This window comes from Pseudobacteroides cellulosolvens ATCC 35603 = DSM 2933 (assembly GCF_001262605.1).
Classification (GTDB): domain Bacteria; phylum Bacillota; class Clostridia; order Acetivibrionales; family DSM-2933; genus Pseudobacteroides; species Pseudobacteroides cellulosolvens.
This window is the reverse complement of record NZ_LGTC01000001.1, coordinates 4260697-4281313: the sequence shown is the minus strand read 5'-3', so window position 1 is coordinate 4281313 and position 20617 is coordinate 4260697. Positions and strand designations below refer to the sequence as shown.

The following is a 20617-nucleotide window of genomic DNA, read 5'->3' as shown; positions in this document are numbered from 1 at the left end:
CTTATGTGTTGACTTAACTCGTCAACACCCGCTTAAAAGCGTAAGTAATTTTTCATTCATGCCTTAATATAGCTTTGAGAGGAGGATATGCATAAATGAAGCTGGGAGATATGTCGGTTGCTATAATTATAGTTTCCATAATTCTTATAATAATCTTGCCAATACCTAGCTTTATTTTGGATATACTTCTAGCAATAAACATATCTTTAGCTGTTGTCATCATGCTAAATACCATTTATTCAAAGGAAGCTCTGGATATGTCAATTTTTCCATCCTTACTTCTTATTACTACATTATATAGATTATCGCTGAACATAACTGCAGTTAAACATATACTTTCAGAAGGTGAAGCAGGGCAGGTTATAGCAGGTTTTGGGAACTTTGTCGCACAGGGAAACATAGTTGTTGGATTTATAATATTTCTCATAATAATGGTAGTACAGTTTATGGTAATTACCAAAGGTTCCGAGAGAGTATCGGAAGTTGCTGCAAGATTTACACTTGATGCGATGCCTGGAAAGCAAATGGCAATAGATGCGGACCTTAACTCTGGACTTATTAATGAATCAGATGCAAAGGAAAGAAGAAAAAAGATCCAGAGAGAAGCTGATTTTTACGGGGCAATGGATGGTGCCAGCAAGTTTGTAAAAGGTGATGCAATAGCAGGTATAATCATTACTTTTATTAATATAATCGGTGGCCTCATAATCGGAGTACTGATGAGAGGTGAAGAGATTGGAACAGCACTTGAACATTACACAATACTTACTATAGGTGACGGTCTTGTGAGTCAGATACCTGCGCTACTTATCTCTACAGCCACTGGTATCATAGTTACAAGGGCAGCATCTGATGCAGCAATGAGTAGTGACCTTTTAAAACAGATATTTGGAAACCCAAAGGTGCTATTCCTGTCTTCAGCATTATGTGTTGTGTTATCACTCTTTTTACCTACAATACCATTTTTGGTATTGGCAGCGATTCTTGCACTGGTAGGAGCTGCATTATTAAAGCAGCAAAAGGAAGTTCAAATACATGAAGAGGAGCAGGTGCAGGAGAGTGAAGTTGAAGAGATCAGAAAGCCTGAAAATGTTGTATCCCTATTGCAGGTTGATCCTATAGAGTTGGAGTTTGGATATGGGATAATTCCCCTTGCTGATGTTAATCAAGGCGGGGACCTTTTAGACAGGGTTGTTATGATAAGAAGGCAGTTAGCACTTGAGTTGGGGATGATAGTTCCTGTTATAAGACTCAGGGATAATATACAGCTTAGTCCAAACGAATACGTTATTAAGATCAAAGGAGTGGAGATTACAAAGTGTGAAATAATGCTCGATCACTACATGGCTATGAATCCTGGTGGAGTAGAGGAAGAAATTGATGGAATAAGAACTGTTGAGCCTGCTTTTGGGCTTCCTGCAGTCTGGATTTCCGAAAGCCATAGGGATCGTGCCGAGATGCTTGGGTATACGGTTGTTGATTCACCTTCAATAATCGCCACACACCTTACTGAAGTGATAAAGAAAAATGCAAGTGAACTCATGGGAAGACAGGAAGTTCAAACACTTATAGACAATGTAAAGCAGAACTATCCTGCTATAGTGGATGAATTGATACCTAAGGTTATGACTTTAGGTGAAATTCAGAAGGTTCTTGCCAATCTGCTGAGAGAAGGTGTTTCAATAAGGGATATGGTAACAATCCTGGAAGCTTTGGCAGATTATGCACCAGCTACCCACGATCCTGACATACTGACAGAATATGTTAGACAAGCATTAGGAAGAGCCATATCAAGAAAGTTTATAAATGACAGCAAATCAAATGTAATTACCATAGATCCAAAGCTTGAACAAATTATAATGGAGTCTGTCCAGAGAACCGAAAACGGTTCATATATAACAATAGAGCCTGATGTGACAAATACCATATTATCCAGTTTGTCAAGACAGGTTCAGAGGCTGGTGGAATTGGGACAGCAGCCTATAGTGTTGGCATCGCCTGTTGTCAGGCTTTATTTTAAAAGAATGACAGAGAGGTTTTTACCTGGATTAATTGTTTTATCATATAGTGAAATTGACCCTAATATAGAAGTTCAATCGATTGGGATGGTGAGTATCTAAATATGAAAATAAGACGTTATATGGGAAGCAATACTCAGGAAGCAATACTAAAAGTAAAGATGGATTTGGGTAATGAGGCAGTGATCTTAAATACGCGAAAGGTTAGAAAAAGAGGCCTTTTGAATGTATTTGCAAAGCCTATGGTTGAAGTGCTTGCAGCCATAGATGATGATATCGGAACAAAAAAAGAGAAGGGGAAAAATGTCGAAACAAACAAACAAAAGGAAGATTCGACAAAAAATGAAGCGAATTTTAAAACAAATTTAGAGGAAAAAGAGGAAAAAATCGATTTCTTGGAGAATAAGGTAAATAACATGGAGACCATGCTCAAAAAGATATATGAGCAATTCCAGAATAATGCTATACCGTCGGCTTCCGTACCTGTTAAGCAGGAAAGGTCAGAAAAGCCTCAAAAGCCTTATTCAAATGTGCTTATGCAGTTTTATAACAACCTTATTAAGAATGAGGTTGAAGAGGAAATTGCAAAAAAACTGATTGATACTGTAAGTAAAAAGATTGGAGATACAACAAGTATTAACGACGCAGCCTCCATGTTATACAACCTTATTTCCGGAATATTAGGTAAACCGGAAACTATTGGTCTTAAGGAAGATAAAAAGCCGACAGTAATTATATTTGTCGGTCCCACCGGAGTTGGCAAAACGACGACACTTGCGAAGATTGCAGCCAATTATTCTTTAAATCTCAGGAAAAATGTAGGGCTAATAACTGCTGATACATACAGAATTGCGGCAGTTGAACAGTTAAAGACATATGCAGAAATATTGGGTTTGCCGGTAAATGTAATATATGCACCTAATGAAATAAAGGATGCTATTTCACTTTACTCGGATAAGGATGTTGTTCTTATTGATACTGCAGGAAGAAGCTACAGGAACAAATCCCAATTTGATGAATTAAAGTCTCTGATAGTTGCCTCAGAAGCTGATGAGGTATATTTGGTCATGAGCTCAACCACAAGTGTACGAAACTGCAATGATATACTGCATAATTACAGTTTCTTAAAAGACTATAAATTGATTTTTACAAAACTTGATGAAAGCCAAGTTAATGGAATTATATTAAATACTAAATTCCGTACAGGTAAAAATTTATCATTTGTTACGACCGGACAGTGTGTGCCTGATGATATTGAAGTTTTAAATATCGACAAGATGACCAAAAATTTATTAGGGAGCATATCTTGATATGATGGATCAGGCAGAAAAGCTAAGGAAGATTGTTGATAATCTAAAAACTATGCAAAAAAATAAGCAGGTTCAGGCTCCTGCCATTGAAAAGAAAAACGCCAAGGTGATTACAGTAACTAGTGGTAAAGGTGGCGTTGGCAAAACCAATATATCAGTAAATCTTGGTATTGCCTTAAGTGAATTAGGGCTCAAGGTCATAATTTTAGATGCTGATTTTGGTCTTGCAAATATAGATGTATTATTTGGAATGATACCTAAGCATACATTGGTGGATGTTATTCATAGTGAGAAAAATATACTGGAAGTACTGTCGGATGGGCCAAGCAATGTTAAATTCATATCTGGGGGATCAGGCGTTGAGGAACTCATAAAGCTTGAAAACAGCCAGCTTGAAAAGTTTTTGTCAAATATCTCACTAATGGATAAGATAGCAGATGTAATTCTTATAGATACAGGTGCAGGCCTTTCAGATAATGTTATGAACTTTGTTATGTCTGCTGATGAGGTGCTGCTGGTTACAACACCTGAACCTACTTCAATAACCGATGCATATGCACTTATCAAGATGATATCCAACAGAGATAAGGAAAGACTTATAAAGGTTATAGTAAATAGGGCAGAGGATACCAATGAGGCAAACGATTTATTAAATAAACTTTCCATAGTATCTGAGAAATTTCTTTCACTAAAGCTTATGCCTCTTGGATATGTACTTCAGGATGAAGCCGTTATAAAAGCAGTAAAAACACAAAACCCTTTTTTGATAAGTTATCCCAAAAGCAATGCTTCGAAACAAATCAGGGAGATATCAAAGAAACTTATATGCAATGGGAACGAGGGTAGTAATGCAGAAATGAAAGGGATTAAGGGTTTTATGAACAGGCTTGTTGGTTTCTTAAATGTCTGATGGCTTGGAGTTGTAATGCAGTTGATTTTGGAAAATCTAAAAGATTGCGGGGGTACATATGAAGGCTTCCGAGTTGAAACCTGGAACTAAATTGGAAATTCAATTGTTGGACTTTTCTTTAGGTGAAAAAGATATAAATAATCTTTTTGTAAGTGAATTTGAATGGGCTGAGGGAGAAAATGTCATATGTGTAGCGGCACCAATATATGAAGGAATGTATCTGCCTGCATCCAATGGTACAAATATGTACGTCTATATAAGCATTAGCAATCAATTTTATAAGCTTAAAGCAACCCTGACAGATAGACTTATAAAGGATGGATTGCCAATATACAAGCTAAGCATAGAAAATGAAATGGAGAAAATCCAGAGAAGGCAATTTTTCAGGTTCGATTGTGTATTGGATATAAAATGCAGGGAAGTTGAGATGCTTAATAACACGGCTGTGCCAAAGGGCAATTTCTTTAAGGGTCTTACACGGGATATAAGTGGAGGAGGCACTTGCCTGGCACTTGTTGAAGGTATTGAAAAGGGCAAATTTATTGAATGCGAGCTTCAACTGTCTGAAAACAAGATTATAAAGTTTTATGGAACGATAGTAAGAAGTATTAAAACCGATTCTGAAAGCAAAAACAAATATGAAGCAGGTGTAGAATTTTATAACATTGATAACAGGTCAAGAGAAACTATAATCAGTTTTATTTTTGAAGAGCAAAGAAAACTAAGGAAAAAAGGATTGATATAGTGTTATGGCGATAAATAGTGTTTCTGCTATTAGGGTTTTGGTGGTGGATGACTCGGCTTTTATGAGAAAGGTAATATCTGATATTTTAAATAGTGATAAAGAAATTACCACCATTGATACTGCAAGAAATGGCAAAGAAGCAATTGAAAAGGCTATTAACCTTAAACCGGACATTATAACTATGGATGTTGAGATGCCTGTTATGGATGGTATTACATGCCTGAAAGAACTCTCAAAGGTATGTAGAATTCCTGTCATAATGCTAAGCAGCCATACAAAAGAAGGTGCAGAGGCTACAATAAACGCTTTGGAGCATGGTGCCATTGACTTTATAACCAAGCCTTCTAATATATTTCATATAAATTCAGAAGATAAGAAAAGTGAATTGCTGGAGAAAGTTAAGGTAATATCCAGGCTGAAAAATAAAATTGCGGCAAAGGAGCCAAAAGAGGTGCAGCAATTTAAAAGCTGCTATGAGCCGCAAATAATTGTTAAAGAAGGACATAATCAAAGTTCACAAATTAAGAAAATTGTTGCTATAGGTATATCGACAGGTGGACCAAAGGCTTTGAGGGATGTGATACCCCAATTGCCTGGTGACATACCTGCAGCATTTTTAGTAGTTCAACATATGCCGCCGGGGTTTACAAAATCACTGGCAGAAAGATTGGATTCATTAAGCAGTGTAAGGGTTAAGGAAGCAGAAGACAATGAGACGGTCAAGTCTGGAGTGGTTTATATTGCACCGGGAGATTATCACATGAAGATTGCTCTGGCTAGAGATAAAAACATAATAATAAAACTTACAAAAGATCCTCCATATGGAGCCCACAGACCATCTGCAACAGTTATGATGGAGTCTCTGAGTGAGACAGGCCTTGCAAATATCGTAGGCGTCATTATGACTGGAATGGGTAATGACGGAAGCGAAGGTGCAAAAAAATTAAAACATGAAAACAACGGATATATAATTGCACAGGATGAAAAGACTTGTATTGTATACGGTATGCCTAAAGTCGCAGTTGAATTGGGAATAGTTGATGAAATTGTACCGCTTGAAAGGATCACGAAAAAGATTACGGAGATAGTGGGGGTGTAGTAAAAATGGATATGAGCCAATATCTGGAAATATTTATTGAGGAATCCAAAGAGCATTTGCAGGGATTGAACCAAAGCTTGCTCCAGCTTGAAAAGAATCCTCAAGATGTACCAATTTTGAACGAAATATTCAGGGTAGCACATACGCTTAAAGGTATGGCCGGAACTATGGGATTTAGCAAAATGGCTAAGTTAACCCATGATATGGAAAATGTTCTTCATGCACTTCGTAATAATGAAGTAAAAGTTAATACCAATCTGGTAGACTTATTGTTCAGGTGCCTTGATGCATTGGAGAATTATGTGAATGAGGTAGTGACAAAAGGATCAGAGGGAAGTGAAGAATATTCAGAAATAATTAGGGGTTTGGATGGCATATTAAACAAAAAGGATGGCAAAGATGCAGCAAAGGTTGATAATGTATTAAAAACAGGTAATGCAGAGGCTAGTGTTGAACATGTAACTTCTAACTTCAAAATGAATCAGTATGAGCAGAACCTCATCAATAAAGCAGTTGACATAAATATGAATGTCTTCAAAATTACTGTTGTATTAAATAAGGGTTGTGTTTTGAAGTCAGCAAGGGCATTTATAATATTCCAAACTTTAGAACGTCATGCAGAAATAATAAAATCGGAACCTAGAGTTGAGGATATAGAGGATGAAAAATTTGACTTTGAATTTACGGTTGTTGTTATTAGTAAAAGGGATGCTGAAACATTCCATAAGGAATTGACATCCATATCAGAAGTTGATGATGTCAAAATTACAACTATTCATTCAAACGGGACTGAAGAGATTGTTAATGAAGTGTTGAGTGAACCACAGGAAAGCTCTGCTGAGGTTCATGAAGATGCAACAAGTCATCATGATGATAGTGAAGAATCAGAGCACCAGAAGTCGCAAGCTTCGAAAAACAATATCAAGACAGGAAAAACAGTAAGAGTTGATATTGACAGACTGGATGTTCTAATGAATCTCGTAAGTGAGCTTATCATAATAAAAACTAGACTTGAAGGTTTGGACGAAATAGAAAGAAATCAGAATTATAATGAGGTAATTGAATATTTTGAAAGAGTTACAACAAACCTACATGACGCAGTTATGAAAGTAAGGATGGTTCCTATTGAAACTGTATTTAACAGATTCCCAAGAATGTTAAGGGATATTTCAAGGAGTATAAACAAGGAGATTGTTCTTAATATGTCAGGTGAAGATACTGAGCTTGATAGAACTGTAATAGATGAAATTGGAGATCCTCTTATACATTTACTGAGAAATTCAGCGGACCATGGAATAGAGTCCCTTGATAAAAGAAGAGAATTAGGAAAGCCGGATGCAGGACAGATTAACTTAAGAGCATATCAGGATGGAAACAATGTTGTTATTGAGGTTGAGGATGACGGAAAAGGAATAGATCTGGAAAAAGTAAAGAAGAAGGCTATAGATAGAGGATTTGTAAATAAGGATGCTGCAAAGAACCTTTCAAGAAAAGACATTATTGATTTTCTGTTTAAACCAAGCTTTAGTACTGCTGAGGCCATAACTGATTTATCAGGCCGAGGGGTAGGACTTGATGTGGTCAAGACCAAAATTGAAACATTAGGTGGTATGGTAGAGGTTGATACAGAAGCAGGAAAGGGTAGTAAGTTTATTATAAGACTTCCTTTGACTTTGGCAATAATACAGGCTCTACTTGTACAAATAAATACTGAAAAATATGCACTTCCATTAAATACAATAAGAGAAATCATAAAGGTTAAGCCTGAAGATATTAAGCAGGTTCAGAAGCAGGAAATAATTCTATTAAGAAACACCATTGTTCCGATAATCAGGATTGGAAATTGTCTCGATGTTCCACCAAGCGATAAGCAAAACAAGCTTTTGACAGTAGTTGTTGTTAAAAAAGGTGAAAAGCTTTCGGGATTTCTTGTAGACAATCTTATCGGACAGCATGAAATTGTTATCAAATCATTAGGAAAGCTTCTGGCGGGAATTAAGACCATAGCCGGAGCAACCATACTTGGAGATGGAAACGTTGCACTGATATTGGATGTAAATTCTCTTGCAGTATAGTGAAAGGAGTGTCATAAATGACTGAAACTGTTGCATTAAATACCATACAATTTGTTGTGTTTGTACTCTCAGATGAAGAATACGGCCTTGATATACAGATAGTTAATACAATTGAAAAGATGATTCCTATTACAAGAGTTCCAAAGACTCCAAAATTTATAAAGGGAGTTATCAACCTAAGGGGTGATATAGTTCCTATAATGGATTTAAAAGAGAGGTTTGGACTCCCTCAAATTGAGGAAACTGAAGAAACTAGAATAATAATTGTAAAATTTGAAGATGTTCAGATGGGAATAATTGTGGATGAAGTGAAAGAAGTTATTTATATCAATGAGGAGCAGATTGAAAGTACAACAAGTCTTGCTAAAGAAGGGTTAATGGAGAATGTGCTTGGAGCAGGCAAGGTTGATAACAGGGTTATAACTCTTTTAAACATAGAAAAGCTTGTTAACATTTCTGTTAAGGAATAGGTTTGAGGAGTAAAAATATGACAATTAATTTTAATGAATTAAACAACCTTCAGTTGGATGTGCTCCGTGAAGTAGGGAATATTGGAGCTGGCAATGCAGTTTCTGCCCTTGCTAAGATGGTTAACAGAAAAATAGATATGTCGGTTCCGAAGGTTAAAATTCTTGAATTTAATGAGATTCCAGACATGTTAAATGCTCCTGAGGAGCCTGTAGTGGGAATACTACTGGGTATGACAGGTGATATTACAGGACACATTCTTTTTATGCTTGATAAGAAATCTGCACGTTTATTGGTGAATATGCTTTTTGGGTTTAAAGAAAGTACCAGTGAGGAGTTTGATGAACTTGAGATGTCGGCAATAAAAGAATTAGGCAATATAATGACAGGATCGTATGTTGCTGCTTTGTCAATGCTGACAAATCTTAAAATTTTATGTAGTGTTCCTAATGTTGCAATAGATATGGCAGGTGCAATACTTAGCGTTCCAGCTATTGAATTCGGTATGCTTGGTGAAACTGTGCTTTATATTGCATCAGAGTTTAATGAAGGAGACAACAAGGTAATAGGGGATTTTTTCCTGATACCCGATTTAGGTTCATATGAAACACTATTAAAGACCTTAGGAGTAATAATCTGATGCATGAAAATATAAAGGTAGGCATGGCAGATTATAAAGCAACCAGTCATCCTAGTATCCTGGTGACACTTGGTTTGGGTTCATGCGTAGGCATAGCTTTATATGAACCTTCAACGAGAATAATTGGTTTGGCACATATTATGCTGCCGACCAGCAAGATTGCAAAAGCTGCAGTTAATGAGGCTAAATTTGCTGATACGGCTATTGTTAAGCTTGTCGAGGAGATGGTTAAGCTGGGAGCAAATAGGAGAATAATAAAAGCCAAGCTTGCTGGGGGAGCACAGATGTTTAATTTCACTGATTCAAGCGATAATATTCGTATAGGTCTTAGAAATATAGAAGCATCAAGGAATGTTCTGGCACAATTAGGAATACCCATCGTTTCAGAAGATGTTGGTGGAAATCATGGGCGGACTATAGAATTATATTCCGATGACGGCAAATTGCTTATCAAGACTGTGGGGTTTGGTATAAATTATATTTAGATTTGATTGAGAGGAATCCCAATGGATTATGTCCAAAGATTTCCGTTTATAATTAGTGCAGTTATGGCTATAGTTATAGGCACTATAAGTTATACCGGTAAAGATGATCTGAAGCAGACATGTATTAAAATGACAATCGCTTTAGTGATCTTTTACATAATCGGAGCATCTGCTAGAAGTGTTCTATATAGCATTCATGAAGAGCTTGAGAAAAGAAAGGAGGAGATGGAAAAAGCAAATAATGAAGAAGTAAATAATGAAGAAGTTGAGTCGGATGACAATGAAGAGCAGGAAGCATCGGATTAAAGTGCACATAATATTGATTTCAGAGTTGATGAGAAGAATTATTTTTTATACTAGTTTTATTAGTCCTAAATTTATTAGTAATGGGGGATTTTGATGTTATCTGCAAATGTTAAACAAATTGATTTATGGAAGCAGTACAGTGAAAGAAAAGACCCTGTTATTAGGGAGAAGCTCATTATTGAATATGCCCACCTTATAAAATACGTTGCAGGAAGATTAAGCATATACTTCGGATCAAATGTGGAATATGACGATCTAATGGGTTTTGGCGTTTTCGGACTTATTGATGCAATCGAGAAATTTGATGTTAATAAAGGTGTCAAATTTGAGACATATGCATCTCTAAGGATAAGGGGTTCAATAATAGACAGCATTCGCGAGATGGATTGGGTACCTAGGTCTTTGAGGCAAAAGAACAAAGAACTTGAAAGGGTCTATTTTGAAATAGAAAATCAGTTAGGCCATTCGGCTACTGATAAAGAAGTAGCAGAAAAGCTTGGAATTTCTATGGATGAGTTCTATAAGCTGTTGAATGATGTCAGTGTTTCTTCAATGGTATCACTGGAGGATTTTCTTGAGCAGAACTATGAAATAGGTGTTGATCACCCATATTCGAGAACAGAGGATAAACCTGAGACTTATATAGAAATCAATGAGTTGAAAGAAATATTAAGTGACGCCATAAGTAAACTGCCGGAAAAGGAGAAAAATGTAATATCATTATACTACTTTGATGAATTGACCCTCAAGGAAATAAGTTCCATTATGAAGGTATCGGAGTCAAGAATATCACAGCTACATACAAAAGCCATATTAAGGCTAAGAGGGAAATTAGCTCGGCACAGATCAATATTAAAAGACTAACGATCAGGGTTGACAAAATTGCAAGTAATTTTGTTCATAAGGAGGGTGAGCTGGCTGATGAACGATTTAAAAATGCAAAATAGTTCCAAATTAAATGATGGATTCTTTGAATTAAAATATAATGAAGACGGTGTTTATATTGTTGTTAATCCACCTGTTGGAAAAGGCAAAAAGGTGGAAACCTGGGAAGTGCTGGAGAAATTAAACAGAAAGCAGGTTAAAAATTATTCAAGAGGAACTATAGAATTAGCGATTTTAAAAGCAGACAGAGCACCTGTTAAAATTGCTGAGAGTCAGGTTGAGGTAAAGGTTGATGCTACTGCTTCAGTAGTTGTGTCACCTGATAAAATGAAGGCATTTATCACCTTTAATCCACCTGAAGGAGGCAGGATGTTAAATGCAGGAGAGGTCATCGAAATTTTGAGGCAAAATGGTGTTGTTTTTGGAGTGAGCAGTGAATCATTAGAAAATATTATAAAGTATCCTGTATTTAATGAGCAGATTCTTATTGCCCGTGGAGTTGAAGCCGTCAATGGACAGAATGGTATGATAGAATTTTATTTTGACATCAGCAGTGATAGGAAACCGGTCATAATGGAGGATGGAAGGGTTGATTACAGGGAGCTTAACCTTATAGAGAGCGTTGAGAAAGGAAAGGTTTTGTGTTCTATTTTACCTCCGGTACAAGGCAAGGCAGGGAAGACCGTTATGGGGTATGATTTGCCGGCTCTAAACGGTAAGCCTGCGACATTGCCTAAGGGCAGAAATGTTGAAGTATCTCAGGATGGAAAATCTTTATGTGCCGGTATTGATGGACAGGTTTGCTATATTGATGGGAAAGTTAATGTTTTTTCCATATACGAAGTTCATGCTGATGTTGATACAACAACAGGGAACATAAACTTTATTGGAAATGTTATTGTAAGGGGAAATGTACTTTCAGGATTTTCTATTGACGCTGGCGGTAATGTAGAGGTATGGGGTGTTGTTGAAGGTGCATCCATAAAAGCCGGCGGAGATATTATTTTAAGAAGAGGTATGCAGGGAATGGGAAAGGGCTATTTAAAAAGCGGTGGAGATATAATAGCCAAGTATATTGAACATAGTACTGTTGAGGCAAAGAATGAAATTAAAGCTGAAGCGATAATGCACAGCAACATAAAATGCGGGCAAAAACTGGAGCTATCAGGTAAGAAAGGTCTTCTTGTAGGTGGTGTTGCCAAAGTCGGCAAGCTTATAGCTGCAAAGGTTATAGGCTCTACTATGGCTACTGTAACAGAACTTGAGGTTGGAACAGATCCGACTTTGCGGGAACGTTATAAGATGTTGAAAGATGAGAGCATCGCCATGGAAAGCGATATAAAAAAGGCTGAACAAGCTATTACGATATTAAAGAAAATTGAGGGTGCCGGAGGTTTAACTCCTGAAAAACAGGAAATGATGGCAAAAAGCGTTAGAACAAAAGTTTATTATTCAAACAGGATTGAGGAGATAAAAGTTGAGATTGCCCAAATAGAAGAGATATTACAGCAAGAGTCACAAGGTAAGATAAAAGCTTCGGCCACAATTTACAGCGGAACCAAAGTAGCAATAGGATCCTGTCTGATGTATGTTAAGGAGAATCTTCAGTATTGCACATTATACAGGGATGGAGCAGATATAAGGATTTGTCCTTATGATAGATAAGGAGTGGTTGTATGTCTATAAAACCTATTGACTTTCAGGTTATGATACCCAAAACTGCAGAGGTGTCAAAAGCAGTAAATGATGATCATCAAAAAAATTTGGGTATGAATCAGAATAATGCTGACAGATTGCAGCACAAATCAGAAAATGAAGTTAAGACAGTCCATTCTCAGGGAAGAACTTCAGGCCCTGAAATAAAGGATAACAAGGATAGGGAAAAGAAAAATAAAAAGGAAAGCAAAAAAAATAGAGAAAAAATGATAAGGATAGTATTATTGATATAAGGTTATAAATGGTTCTACTGAAGTTTTGTATTCGGCAGAACCAATTTTTGCTTTATTAATGTCTAGGGGATTAATGTTGCAAAATCATTTCATGATTTTGTATGTCTAGGAAATTATGGTGTATTCTACACCACAATTTCTCACGACAACGATTAATGTTGCAAAATTATTTCATGATTTTGTATTTGACAGGGGGATTTATAATGATTCAGTTTTACATTAGTGTCATTTTTATTGGCATTTTACTAGTTATTTTAGCATTTGTCTGGATATTATATGATAGGAAAAAAGCATATGATTATACCAAAAATGTGGAAAATATGAAGGCTGCATTATTAAGCGTGATGAAAGATGCGGAAGAAATGATTGATGAACTTAACCGTATTTCAGGGTACATATATGATAATCTTGATTCCAAAACTAATGAAATACAGGGCATTCTTTTATCGGTTGATGAAAAAATAAAAGAACTAAAATCATTGCCAACTCAAAAGAGTAAGGCAATAAAAGATGCTGCAGAGAACAGGACCGAAGGAAGCAATCGCGAAGTTATGGGTATCCAGGCAATACAGCTTAAAAACTTTACAGAAGAGTTTAATAGTTTAAAAAATACCAAGCCTAAATCCAGAGGAATTGTTGCAAACAGCAGATACAAAGAAGTGATAAAGCTTTCACAAAGCGGTATGGGTGAAACGGAAATAGCTAAAACGCTCAACATCGGAAAGGGTGAAATTCAGTTGATATTAGGTATGAATTCAGATAATGTGGTTATTAAAGTGTGAAGTAATGGAGGATATAATGATTAACTTTAATTTTAATATAAAGAGTATAGTTCTTGGAATTGGAATAGGCATTATTATTACTTCACTTATCAGTATAATATATTTGGCAGGAAATGACACAAAGAATACGATAACTAATGAGGAGATAATAAGCCGGGCTGCAAAACTGGGTATGGTAAAATCCTCGAGTATACCTGAAATCAAAAAAGTTTTGCCAGGTTATGATTTAAAAGAAGGAGATAAGGAATAATCACTTCATGATTTTATTTGATTTACTATAGATATAGATACTTACAGATAAAAGGTAGATAATAAAAAGAACAAGAAGTACTATAAGTATTGTATATCCAAAACTCCAAAGTGCTGTGCCTAGTGCTATAATTGCAAGGAATGCAGTAAATAGGTTTGAAATAAATTTTATAATGTAATCAAGGTTATAAGGACCTTGATGAATGTCGTGATAGTTGATTTGTTCTTCTATCTTTTTTATTTTAGCGGAGAGAAAGATTCTCATTCTATATATCAATATCATTTCCAAAAGTATAAGTGCCAATGGTATTATTAAAAGTCCTTTAAACATTACGGAAGATACTATTGAAGCGAATACCAGTGCAAGATATATGGTAAAGTGGGTTAAAAACCTGTATGTTTTTTCATATGTTATGCCTGATTCCTCCGGGAGAAGCATAGGCTTTAATGTTGTGGATACCAGTTTGGTACTGTATTTTATAAATTCAGGCATTGCAAATGAGATAATGGCTTTTGTTTTTGCTGAATGTTTCATTAGAATAGGTGCTATAAGTGTCATTGTAAATACATAGACCCCTGTAAATTGATATAAACTTTCTGAGATGGCACCTGTACTAAACCCAAGGTAAGCATAGATCATGGAATACTCACCCCTTGCTATCATGCTTGAACCTATGGATAGTGCACTCGAAGCTGAAAAACCGCTAAAGAAAGCACCTGATGAGGATATGGCTATTTCAGATAAAATGGATAACGGTACAATTATAAGAATGAGAGGAAGTGTTCCGGGAATTTGGCGAAAATCCAGGAATGTACCGAAAGATATAAAAAATATAATTATAAATATGTCTTTAAAAGCGGATACAGTTCGATGAAGTCTTTCCTCAACATCATAGCTGACTATCAGCATACCCAGAAGGAAGGCTCCTGCTGCTGAAGCAAGGCCCATATGCAAAGCCAGAGAGCTTGTAAGCAAAATGAGTCCAATCATAAGTGCTGTAAAAAGCTCCTGAGAGTCTATCCTTGTCAATATATCAATAATCTTGTTTATAAAAAGAATTCCTATTATAATAAAAAATGCATAAAAGCCCAAAGCTTTAAGCATAGATACAGATATTTCGGTTATGGGAATTTGGGCCTTATCGGCGGCTGTAAAGCTGGATAATATACCAAGTATCAGTATCGCAAAAAAGTCTTCATAAACCATTACTCCCATAAGAATTTCCGATTCTTTAGAAGCAGTTCTTTTCATATCAAACAGAAGCTTGGCTACAACGCCGCTGCTGCTTAAGGCTATGATACATGTCAGAAAAAGCCTTTCTTTAAAAGCAAATCCCAGCACTGTACCAATTATAAAGCCTACAATCAGGTTTAATATAACTTCATAAGTACCTATGAAAAATACAGAATTTTTTATTTTTTTAAATTTATTTATTGAAAACTCAAGACCCAGAAAGAACATTAATAGTACAATTCCTAGCTCTGACAGGGTGGATAATAGTTCTGTGTTTTTAATGAGGCCAAGTGCCTTTGGGCCGATGATTAATCCTACTGCCATATATCCTGCGATGACTGATTGGCCCAGCTTTTTCATGGCTATTGCTGCAAAAAATCCAAGAAATAATATTATACCAAGATCAAAAAGAATATCGTGTTCCATAAGTCTCCTTATTAATGATTATAGAAATTTTTCTTCAACACCTATCATTTTGGCTGATATTATCAATTTGATTACTTTTTATACAGTTTGCCTTATTATTTTCAAAAGACTGTGAAAATTTTTAGGGTTGCCTATTACTACACAGGTATCTCCTATTTCAAAAATGTAATCGGAACTGGGGTTTGTAATATAACTGCCATCCTTTATAATTGCTATTATGGAAACCTGGGTTTTTTTCCTTAAACCAAGGCTGCCAATCCTTTTACCTATCACTGGGGAGTCATCTCCCAGCTTGAACCAATCAATCTTTATATTTTCCATAGCATTTTCCAGGTATTCTAAAGATTTCGGTTTAAATACCGCTCCCGAAAGAAAAGCACCAAATCTTCTTGCTTCTTCATCTAGAAGTGAAATACCGGCAAGGGGCTCGTTATTCTTATCCATGATATAGAGCTCTCTTTTTCCGTCATGATGCAAAATTATGGATACTTTTTCCTTTGAATGGGTAATGCAGTTGATTTTTTTTCCTATTCCCGGAAGGTTGGTTTCGCTGAAAAAGGACATTAGTGATTCCTCCTGAATTTGTAGCAGTTTAACAATATCGCCTGCGATTTCGTTAACCTTTTTGGTTGTCGTGAGAAATTGTGGTGCAGAGCACACCATAACTTCCCCAACATTAAAAGTTCGATAATTACAATAATTGTGTAATATTTGCTTTACAGCAATTTCTTATAAGTATAAAATAATATTAGTAACTATAAAATATAAAAATTAATCTTTGTTAAGGAATGACTAAAAACTATTATTAATATTAATTATTAATTTTATCAAAAAATATGATTAAATACAAATTATTAATTGGAAAAGGCAGGTATTGGCAATGAAAATAATTATAGTTGGATGTGGAAGAGTGGGAAGCAAAATGGCCATTGAATTATTTAATGCTGGTAATGATGTATGCCTTATTGACCGCAACCCTCTTGCGTTTGATAAACTTCTTAGTAATTTTGGAGGAAGGATTATTGTCGGATCAGGAACTGATGAGGATGTGCTCATTGGTGCAGGTATTAAGGAAGCAGATGCACTGATTTCTGTAGCAAAAGGGGATAACACAAATATAATGGTTGGACAGATAGCAAAGTTTCTATATAAGTTGCCCAAGGTAGTAGTAAGAATTGTTGATCCAAAAAGCAAGAAGTTTTACGAGGAAGAAATCGGGCTTACATGTTATTGCCCGACAGAAGTAAGCTGTTCAAGTTATATAGGACTTTTGGAGGTGTAGTGATATGTATGTTGTAATAGTTGGAGGCGGAAAGGTAGGATTTTATCTAGCTAAGACTCTTATTGAGAAAAAATATGAAGTAACATTGGTAGACTGGGACTTTAATAAAGCAGAAAGACTTAAGTACGAATTGGGAGAATGTGTTATGTATGCATCAGGATCTTCTATTGATGGTCTGGAAAAGGCTGGATGCTCCCGTGCAGATGTTATTGTGGCTGCTACAAGCGATGATGAAGACAACCTTGTAATATGTCAGCTTGGCAAGAAATATTTTAATGTGCCAAAAGCAGTTGCAAGAATATCAAATCCAAAAAATGAAAGAATATTTGCAGAGCTCGGTGTCGGTACAACGATTAGCGGTACATCATCAATAGCAGAAGCAATTGAAAGGTATGTGGCAAAGCAGCAGCTGACAACATTATTGACATTTGACCACAATGAAATGGTTCTTTTAGAAGCAGAACTGGAAGAGGATTCTCCGGTAGTCGATAAGAGCCTGAGCGAAATTACATTGCCATACGAGTGTGTGATAGCTTTAGTTTTAAGGGGAAGGAATGTGCTCTTTGCAAAGGGCAATACGGTACTAAAACCAAAGGATATGGTAATTGCAATTTCTACACAGAAGGAACAGGAGAATTTAAGGAAAATATTACTAGGCGACCCGGAGGTGTAAGTACAAATAATGATGTATAAAAAGATACTTATACCCATTGATGGTAAAAAACCAAGTGAGGACATTGTTGATTTCATTTGCTCTATACAAGGGGTTACCGACCTGGAAATCACTATTATATATGTTATAGAAGTTCCAAGAAGCCTGCCTCTTCATGCTGAATTACCTGATAAAGTAGAATCTGCCAGATATGCCATAGCTACAGCAAACGAAATAGCAGCAAGGCATGGGGTGAATATCGATACATCAATTATTTATTCCCGTACCGCAGAAGATTCTATACTAATGACAGCTGAGGATATTAAAGCTGATGTTATAGCTATTGCTCAAGATAATCAAAAACTTCGAATTTTTTCAAATATGGCCTCAAGCATATACCAACGTGCAAAGTGCAGTGTTTGGCTTTTTAACTCAAAAACATAGAAAAGTTGTAAAGAGGCTTTTAAGTGTATAGATAAACTGTAGATTTAAGGGGGAGAAGTATGATGAAAAAAATCGTTTTATTGTTCATTATGCTGCTGGTTTTAATAGCAGCTTCCATGACGTGCAGTGCAGGCGAATTGCTGAAGAAAACTGATTTTAACGATAGATTCAGTTTGCCTTGGCGACTTTATGAAAGTAATGAACAGAATTCATACTCTTTTGTGAGATATGGCAGCCTTATTGTCCACATTGATCAAGAAGGGACAAGCAAAGAGGATATTAAATTAAGCCACAAAGACATTTCAATTGTTGCAGGTAATACATATAATGTAAGGTTTTCCATTAATGCGGATAAGGCTTGTAAGGTTTATGCCAGAATTGGCGACTGCGAGGAGCCTTTTTTGGATGCATGGAACAATGGTAATGAGCCGTTTTCAATTAGTGCCGGACAGACTCTTAATGTAAATCAAACATTTATACCGGAAAGGAGTATTGAATCTGCCGAATTTGCTTTTTACCTTGGCGGAGATATGGCTGGACAACTTCCATGTGAAATAAGATTTATTTCCATGTCACTAGTTGATTCGAAGTTTATACCAGCTCCGACAACTGATCCAATACCGCTAATGAATATAAGAGTTAACCAGTTGGGATATTTTCCATATGCCGCAAAAAAAGCTACAGTAAAGGTTAATATGGGAGCTACTGCTGTAGATTGGCAGCTAAAGGATAACAAGGGCAATATTGTTGCTAATGGTAAGGCCTATCTCTATGGTCCTGATCATGCAGCACGTGAAGAACTACAAATAATAGATTTTTCTGACTACACAAAACCTGGAAAGGATTATCAGCTCATTGCAGGAAGTGCTGTAAGTTTCCCCTTTGATATCGGAACAGACATGTATTCCCAGATGAAATATGATGCACTAAAATATTTTTATCATGCAAGAAGTGGTATAAATATTGAAATCCCTTACTGTGTAGAAAGCGAATGGGCACGTGCAGCAGGTCATACTGAAGATACAGCTGCATTCATTACCGGCAGAAACTATAATGGACCGAAGACCATAGACGGTAAAGGTGGATGGTATGATGCAGGAGATCATGGCAAGTATGTTGTTCATGGGGCTTGGCACTGTGGATACTCCAAAACCAATATGAATATTCAGTTAAAGAAGGAAGATATGCAGTTTTCAGTGATCGGACATTAAATATACCTGAAAGTGGAAATGGGAAAAGTGACCTGATGGATGAATCCAGATGGGAAATGGAATGGATGCTGAAAATGCAGATTCCTGAAGGCTTTGACCGAGCAGGAATGGTAGTACACAAGATGGCAGACGAGAATTGGACATATTTGCCAACCCGTCCCGATCAGGATAAGGAAAAGAGAATATACTATCCTCCATCAACTGCTGCAACATTAAATCTTTCAGCTTGTGCTGCACAAGCTTCCCGCATATGGAAGGATGTAGACTCAGCATTTTCATCTAAATGTCTTGCGGCAGCAGAAACGGCATATATGGCTGCTAAAAAAAATCCTGCAGTGCTTTCGCCTTATGGACAGGAACCTGGCAGTGAAACTTATGGTGATAACTATGTTGAAGATGAGTTTTATTGGGCTGCATGTGAGTTATATGTTGCTACTGATAAGGAAGAATACCTTGACGATTTGAAATCTTATAAAGCTAGCCTGAAAATGCCTGTAACATTGACAGGCCAATCATACGGTATGGCAGGATGTTTTGATTGGGGTGCTACAGGCGGGTTGGGAACTTTGACACTGGCTTTGCATAAAGCTGTTGAATTTCCTGAAGCTGTACTTAGTATTGAAAAAGCAGCAGACACATTTATGTCGGTTCAGTCAAAGGAGGGTTATGGCATACCTCTTTCCGAGTCAACCTATATAAATGAATATGATGGACAAAGTGAGGAGATAACGGGATATCCATTTGGGTCAAATGGATTTATACTGAATGAAGCAATTGTTATGGCATATGCCTATGATTTGAGTAAAAATACCAAATACTTTAACGGTTTGAGTGAAACAATGGATTATCTTATGGGACGAAATCCATTGGTGAAGGTTTATGTTTCCGGCTATGGCGAAAATCCCATGAAGAATCCTTACCATAGGTTCTTCTGCGTGCAAATGGACCCGTCATATCCATCAGTTCCTCCAGGATTTGTTGCAAGCGGACCAAACTCAGGAATGATAGCTCCCTGGTCTGTTGGAGGTGGTTTGAGATATGTCAGACCTGCTGCTCAGAAATGCTATGTTGATCATGTTGAATCATGGCATACAAACCAGGTATCCATAAGTCTTAATGCTGCACTTGCATGGGTTACATCTTATTTAGATTTTAGTGGAGTAGGTCCAAGACCTACCCCAACAAAATATATAACTACTACCCCAACCCGTTCAGGTATAGCTGAAGATATTAACAAAGACAGAGTAGTAAACATGATAGATGTTTTTATTATTGCCAAGGCATTTGGATTTTGCTTAGGTGATGATAAATTTGATATATGTTGTGATTTGAATAATGATGGGGCAATTAACATGGCGGATGTTATGCGGCTTTCATTAAAATTTGGTTGTGTTTATGAGTTAGAGTCTTAAAATTATTTATATTTTAAATTGATAGGAGGCTAAAG

22 protein-coding genes are annotated in these 20617 nt (G+C 36.4%); 20 read left to right on the top strand and 2 right to left on the bottom strand.

What is annotated here, in order from left to right; all coding sequences use genetic code 11:
• Positions 1-95 precede the first annotated feature (95 nt).
• The 15 genes from flhA (at position 96) to Bccel_RS17415 (ending at position 13922) form a co-directional block, all read left to right on the top strand.
• Entirely contained in the window at positions 96-2120 is a 2025-nt protein-coding gene (gene flhA / locus Bccel_RS17485; RefSeq protein ID WP_036938641.1) for a flagellar biosynthesis protein FlhA, read from the top strand.
• Positions 2121-2122: 2 nt separating this feature from the next.
• On the top strand, positions 2123-3328 hold the full coding sequence (gene flhF, locus Bccel_RS17480; RefSeq protein WP_036938638.1) for a flagellar biosynthesis GTPase FlhF: 1206 nt from the start codon (positions 2123-2125) through the stop codon (positions 3326-3328).
• A gap of 1 nt (position 3329) precedes the next feature.
• Positions 3330-4238, top strand: a complete 909-nt coding sequence (locus Bccel_RS17475; RefSeq protein WP_036938635.1) for a MinD/ParA family protein — start codon at positions 3330-3332, stop codon at positions 4236-4238.
• Between the two features lie 58 nt (positions 4239-4296).
• Positions 4297-4983, top strand: coding sequence for a flagellar brake protein (locus tag Bccel_RS17470; protein ID WP_036938632.1), 687 nt, complete (start codon positions 4297-4299; stop codon positions 4981-4983).
• A gap of 4 nt (positions 4984-4987) precedes the next feature.
• Positions 4988-6082, top strand: coding sequence for a protein-glutamate methylesterase/protein-glutamine glutaminase (locus Bccel_RS17465; RefSeq protein WP_036938629.1), 1095 nt, complete (start codon positions 4988-4990; stop codon positions 6080-6082).
• Between the two features lie 5 nt (positions 6083-6087).
• Complete coding sequence (locus Bccel_RS17460; RefSeq protein ID WP_036938626.1) at positions 6088-8157, top strand: chemotaxis protein CheA; 2070 nt, start codon at positions 6088-6090, stop codon at positions 8155-8157.
• 17 nt (positions 8158-8174) lie between these two features.
• Positions 8175-8627, top strand: coding sequence for a chemotaxis protein CheW (locus Bccel_RS17455; protein ID WP_036938623.1), 453 nt, complete (start codon positions 8175-8177; stop codon positions 8625-8627).
• A 17-nt stretch (positions 8628-8644) separates the two neighbouring features.
• Positions 8645-9265: a chemotaxis protein CheC gene (locus Bccel_RS17450; protein WP_036938620.1), complete on the top strand. Its 621-nt coding sequence runs from the start codon at positions 8645-8647 to the stop codon at positions 9263-9265.
• Positions 9265-9750 (top strand): chemotaxis protein CheD, encoded by a 486-nt coding sequence (locus Bccel_RS17445; protein WP_036938617.1) that lies wholly within the window; start codon positions 9265-9267, stop codon positions 9748-9750. Before Bccel_RS17450 ends, Bccel_RS17445 begins: the two co-directional genes overlap by 1 nt.
• A 21-nt stretch (positions 9751-9771) precedes the next feature.
• Positions 9772-10056, top strand: a complete 285-nt coding sequence (locus Bccel_RS17440) for an ECF transporter S component family protein (RefSeq protein ID WP_050753597.1) — start codon at positions 9772-9774, stop codon at positions 10054-10056.
• Between the two features lie 93 nt (positions 10057-10149).
• Positions 10150-10920, top strand: a complete 771-nt coding sequence (locus Bccel_RS17435; protein ID WP_036938615.1) for a FliA/WhiG family RNA polymerase sigma factor — start codon at positions 10150-10152, stop codon at positions 10918-10920.
• Between the two features lie 57 nt (positions 10921-10977).
• A complete protein-coding gene (locus tag Bccel_RS17430; RefSeq protein WP_081926801.1) occupies positions 10978-12606 on the top strand; it encodes a DUF342 domain-containing protein in 1629 nt (542 codons plus the stop codon).
• 11 nt (positions 12607-12617) lie between these two features.
• A complete protein-coding gene (locus Bccel_RS17425; RefSeq protein ID WP_050753596.1) occupies positions 12618-12890 on the top strand; it encodes a hypothetical protein in 273 nt (90 codons plus the stop codon).
• A 203-nt stretch (positions 12891-13093) separates the two neighbouring features.
• Positions 13094-13672: a DUF6115 domain-containing protein gene (locus Bccel_RS17420; protein ID WP_036938608.1), complete on the top strand. Its 579-nt coding sequence runs from the start codon at positions 13094-13096 to the stop codon at positions 13670-13672.
• A gap of 16 nt (positions 13673-13688) precedes the next feature.
• Positions 13689-13922 (top strand): hypothetical protein, encoded by a 234-nt coding sequence (locus Bccel_RS17415; RefSeq protein ID WP_036938586.1) that lies wholly within the window; start codon positions 13689-13691, stop codon positions 13920-13922.
• On the opposite strand, the gene Bccel_RS17410 is transcribed toward Bccel_RS17415, so the two are convergent.
• Complete coding sequence (locus Bccel_RS17410; RefSeq protein WP_036938583.1) at positions 13923-15581, bottom strand: cation:proton antiporter; 1659 nt, start codon at positions 15579-15581, stop codon at positions 13923-13925. It lies immediately after the preceding gene.
• Positions 15582-15659: 78 nt separating this feature from the next.
• Positions 15660-16145, bottom strand: coding sequence for a cation:proton antiporter regulatory subunit (locus Bccel_RS17405; protein ID WP_036938580.1), 486 nt, complete (start codon positions 16143-16145; stop codon positions 15660-15662).
• Positions 16146-16461: 316 nt separating this feature from the next.
• Between Bccel_RS17405 and Bccel_RS17400 the strand changes: the two genes are divergently transcribed.
• Genes Bccel_RS17400 through Bccel_RS17380 form a run of 5 tightly spaced genes read left to right on the top strand, consistent with a single transcriptional unit; the run spans position 16462 to position 20582 of the window.
• Positions 16462-16863, top strand: a complete 402-nt coding sequence (locus Bccel_RS17400; protein ID WP_036938577.1) for a potassium channel family protein — start codon at positions 16462-16464, stop codon at positions 16861-16863.
• Positions 16864-16867: 4 nt separating this feature from the next.
• Positions 16868-17536 (top strand): potassium channel family protein, encoded by a 669-nt coding sequence (locus Bccel_RS17395; protein ID WP_036938574.1) that lies wholly within the window; start codon positions 16868-16870, stop codon positions 17534-17536.
• Between the two features lie 9 nt (positions 17537-17545).
• Positions 17546-17959, top strand: coding sequence for a universal stress protein (locus tag Bccel_RS17390; protein WP_036938571.1), 414 nt, complete (start codon positions 17546-17548; stop codon positions 17957-17959).
• 59 nt (positions 17960-18018) lie between these two features.
• Positions 18019-19170, top strand: a complete 1152-nt coding sequence (locus tag Bccel_RS17385) for a cellulase N-terminal Ig-like domain-containing protein (RefSeq protein WP_050753595.1) — start codon at positions 18019-18021, stop codon at positions 19168-19170.
• Positions 19089-20582, top strand: a complete 1494-nt coding sequence (locus Bccel_RS17380; protein WP_050753594.1) for a glycoside hydrolase family 9 protein — start codon at positions 19089-19091, stop codon at positions 20580-20582. The genes Bccel_RS17385 and Bccel_RS17380 overlap by 82 nt, the downstream gene beginning before the upstream one ends.
• Positions 20583-20617 lie beyond the last annotated feature (35 nt).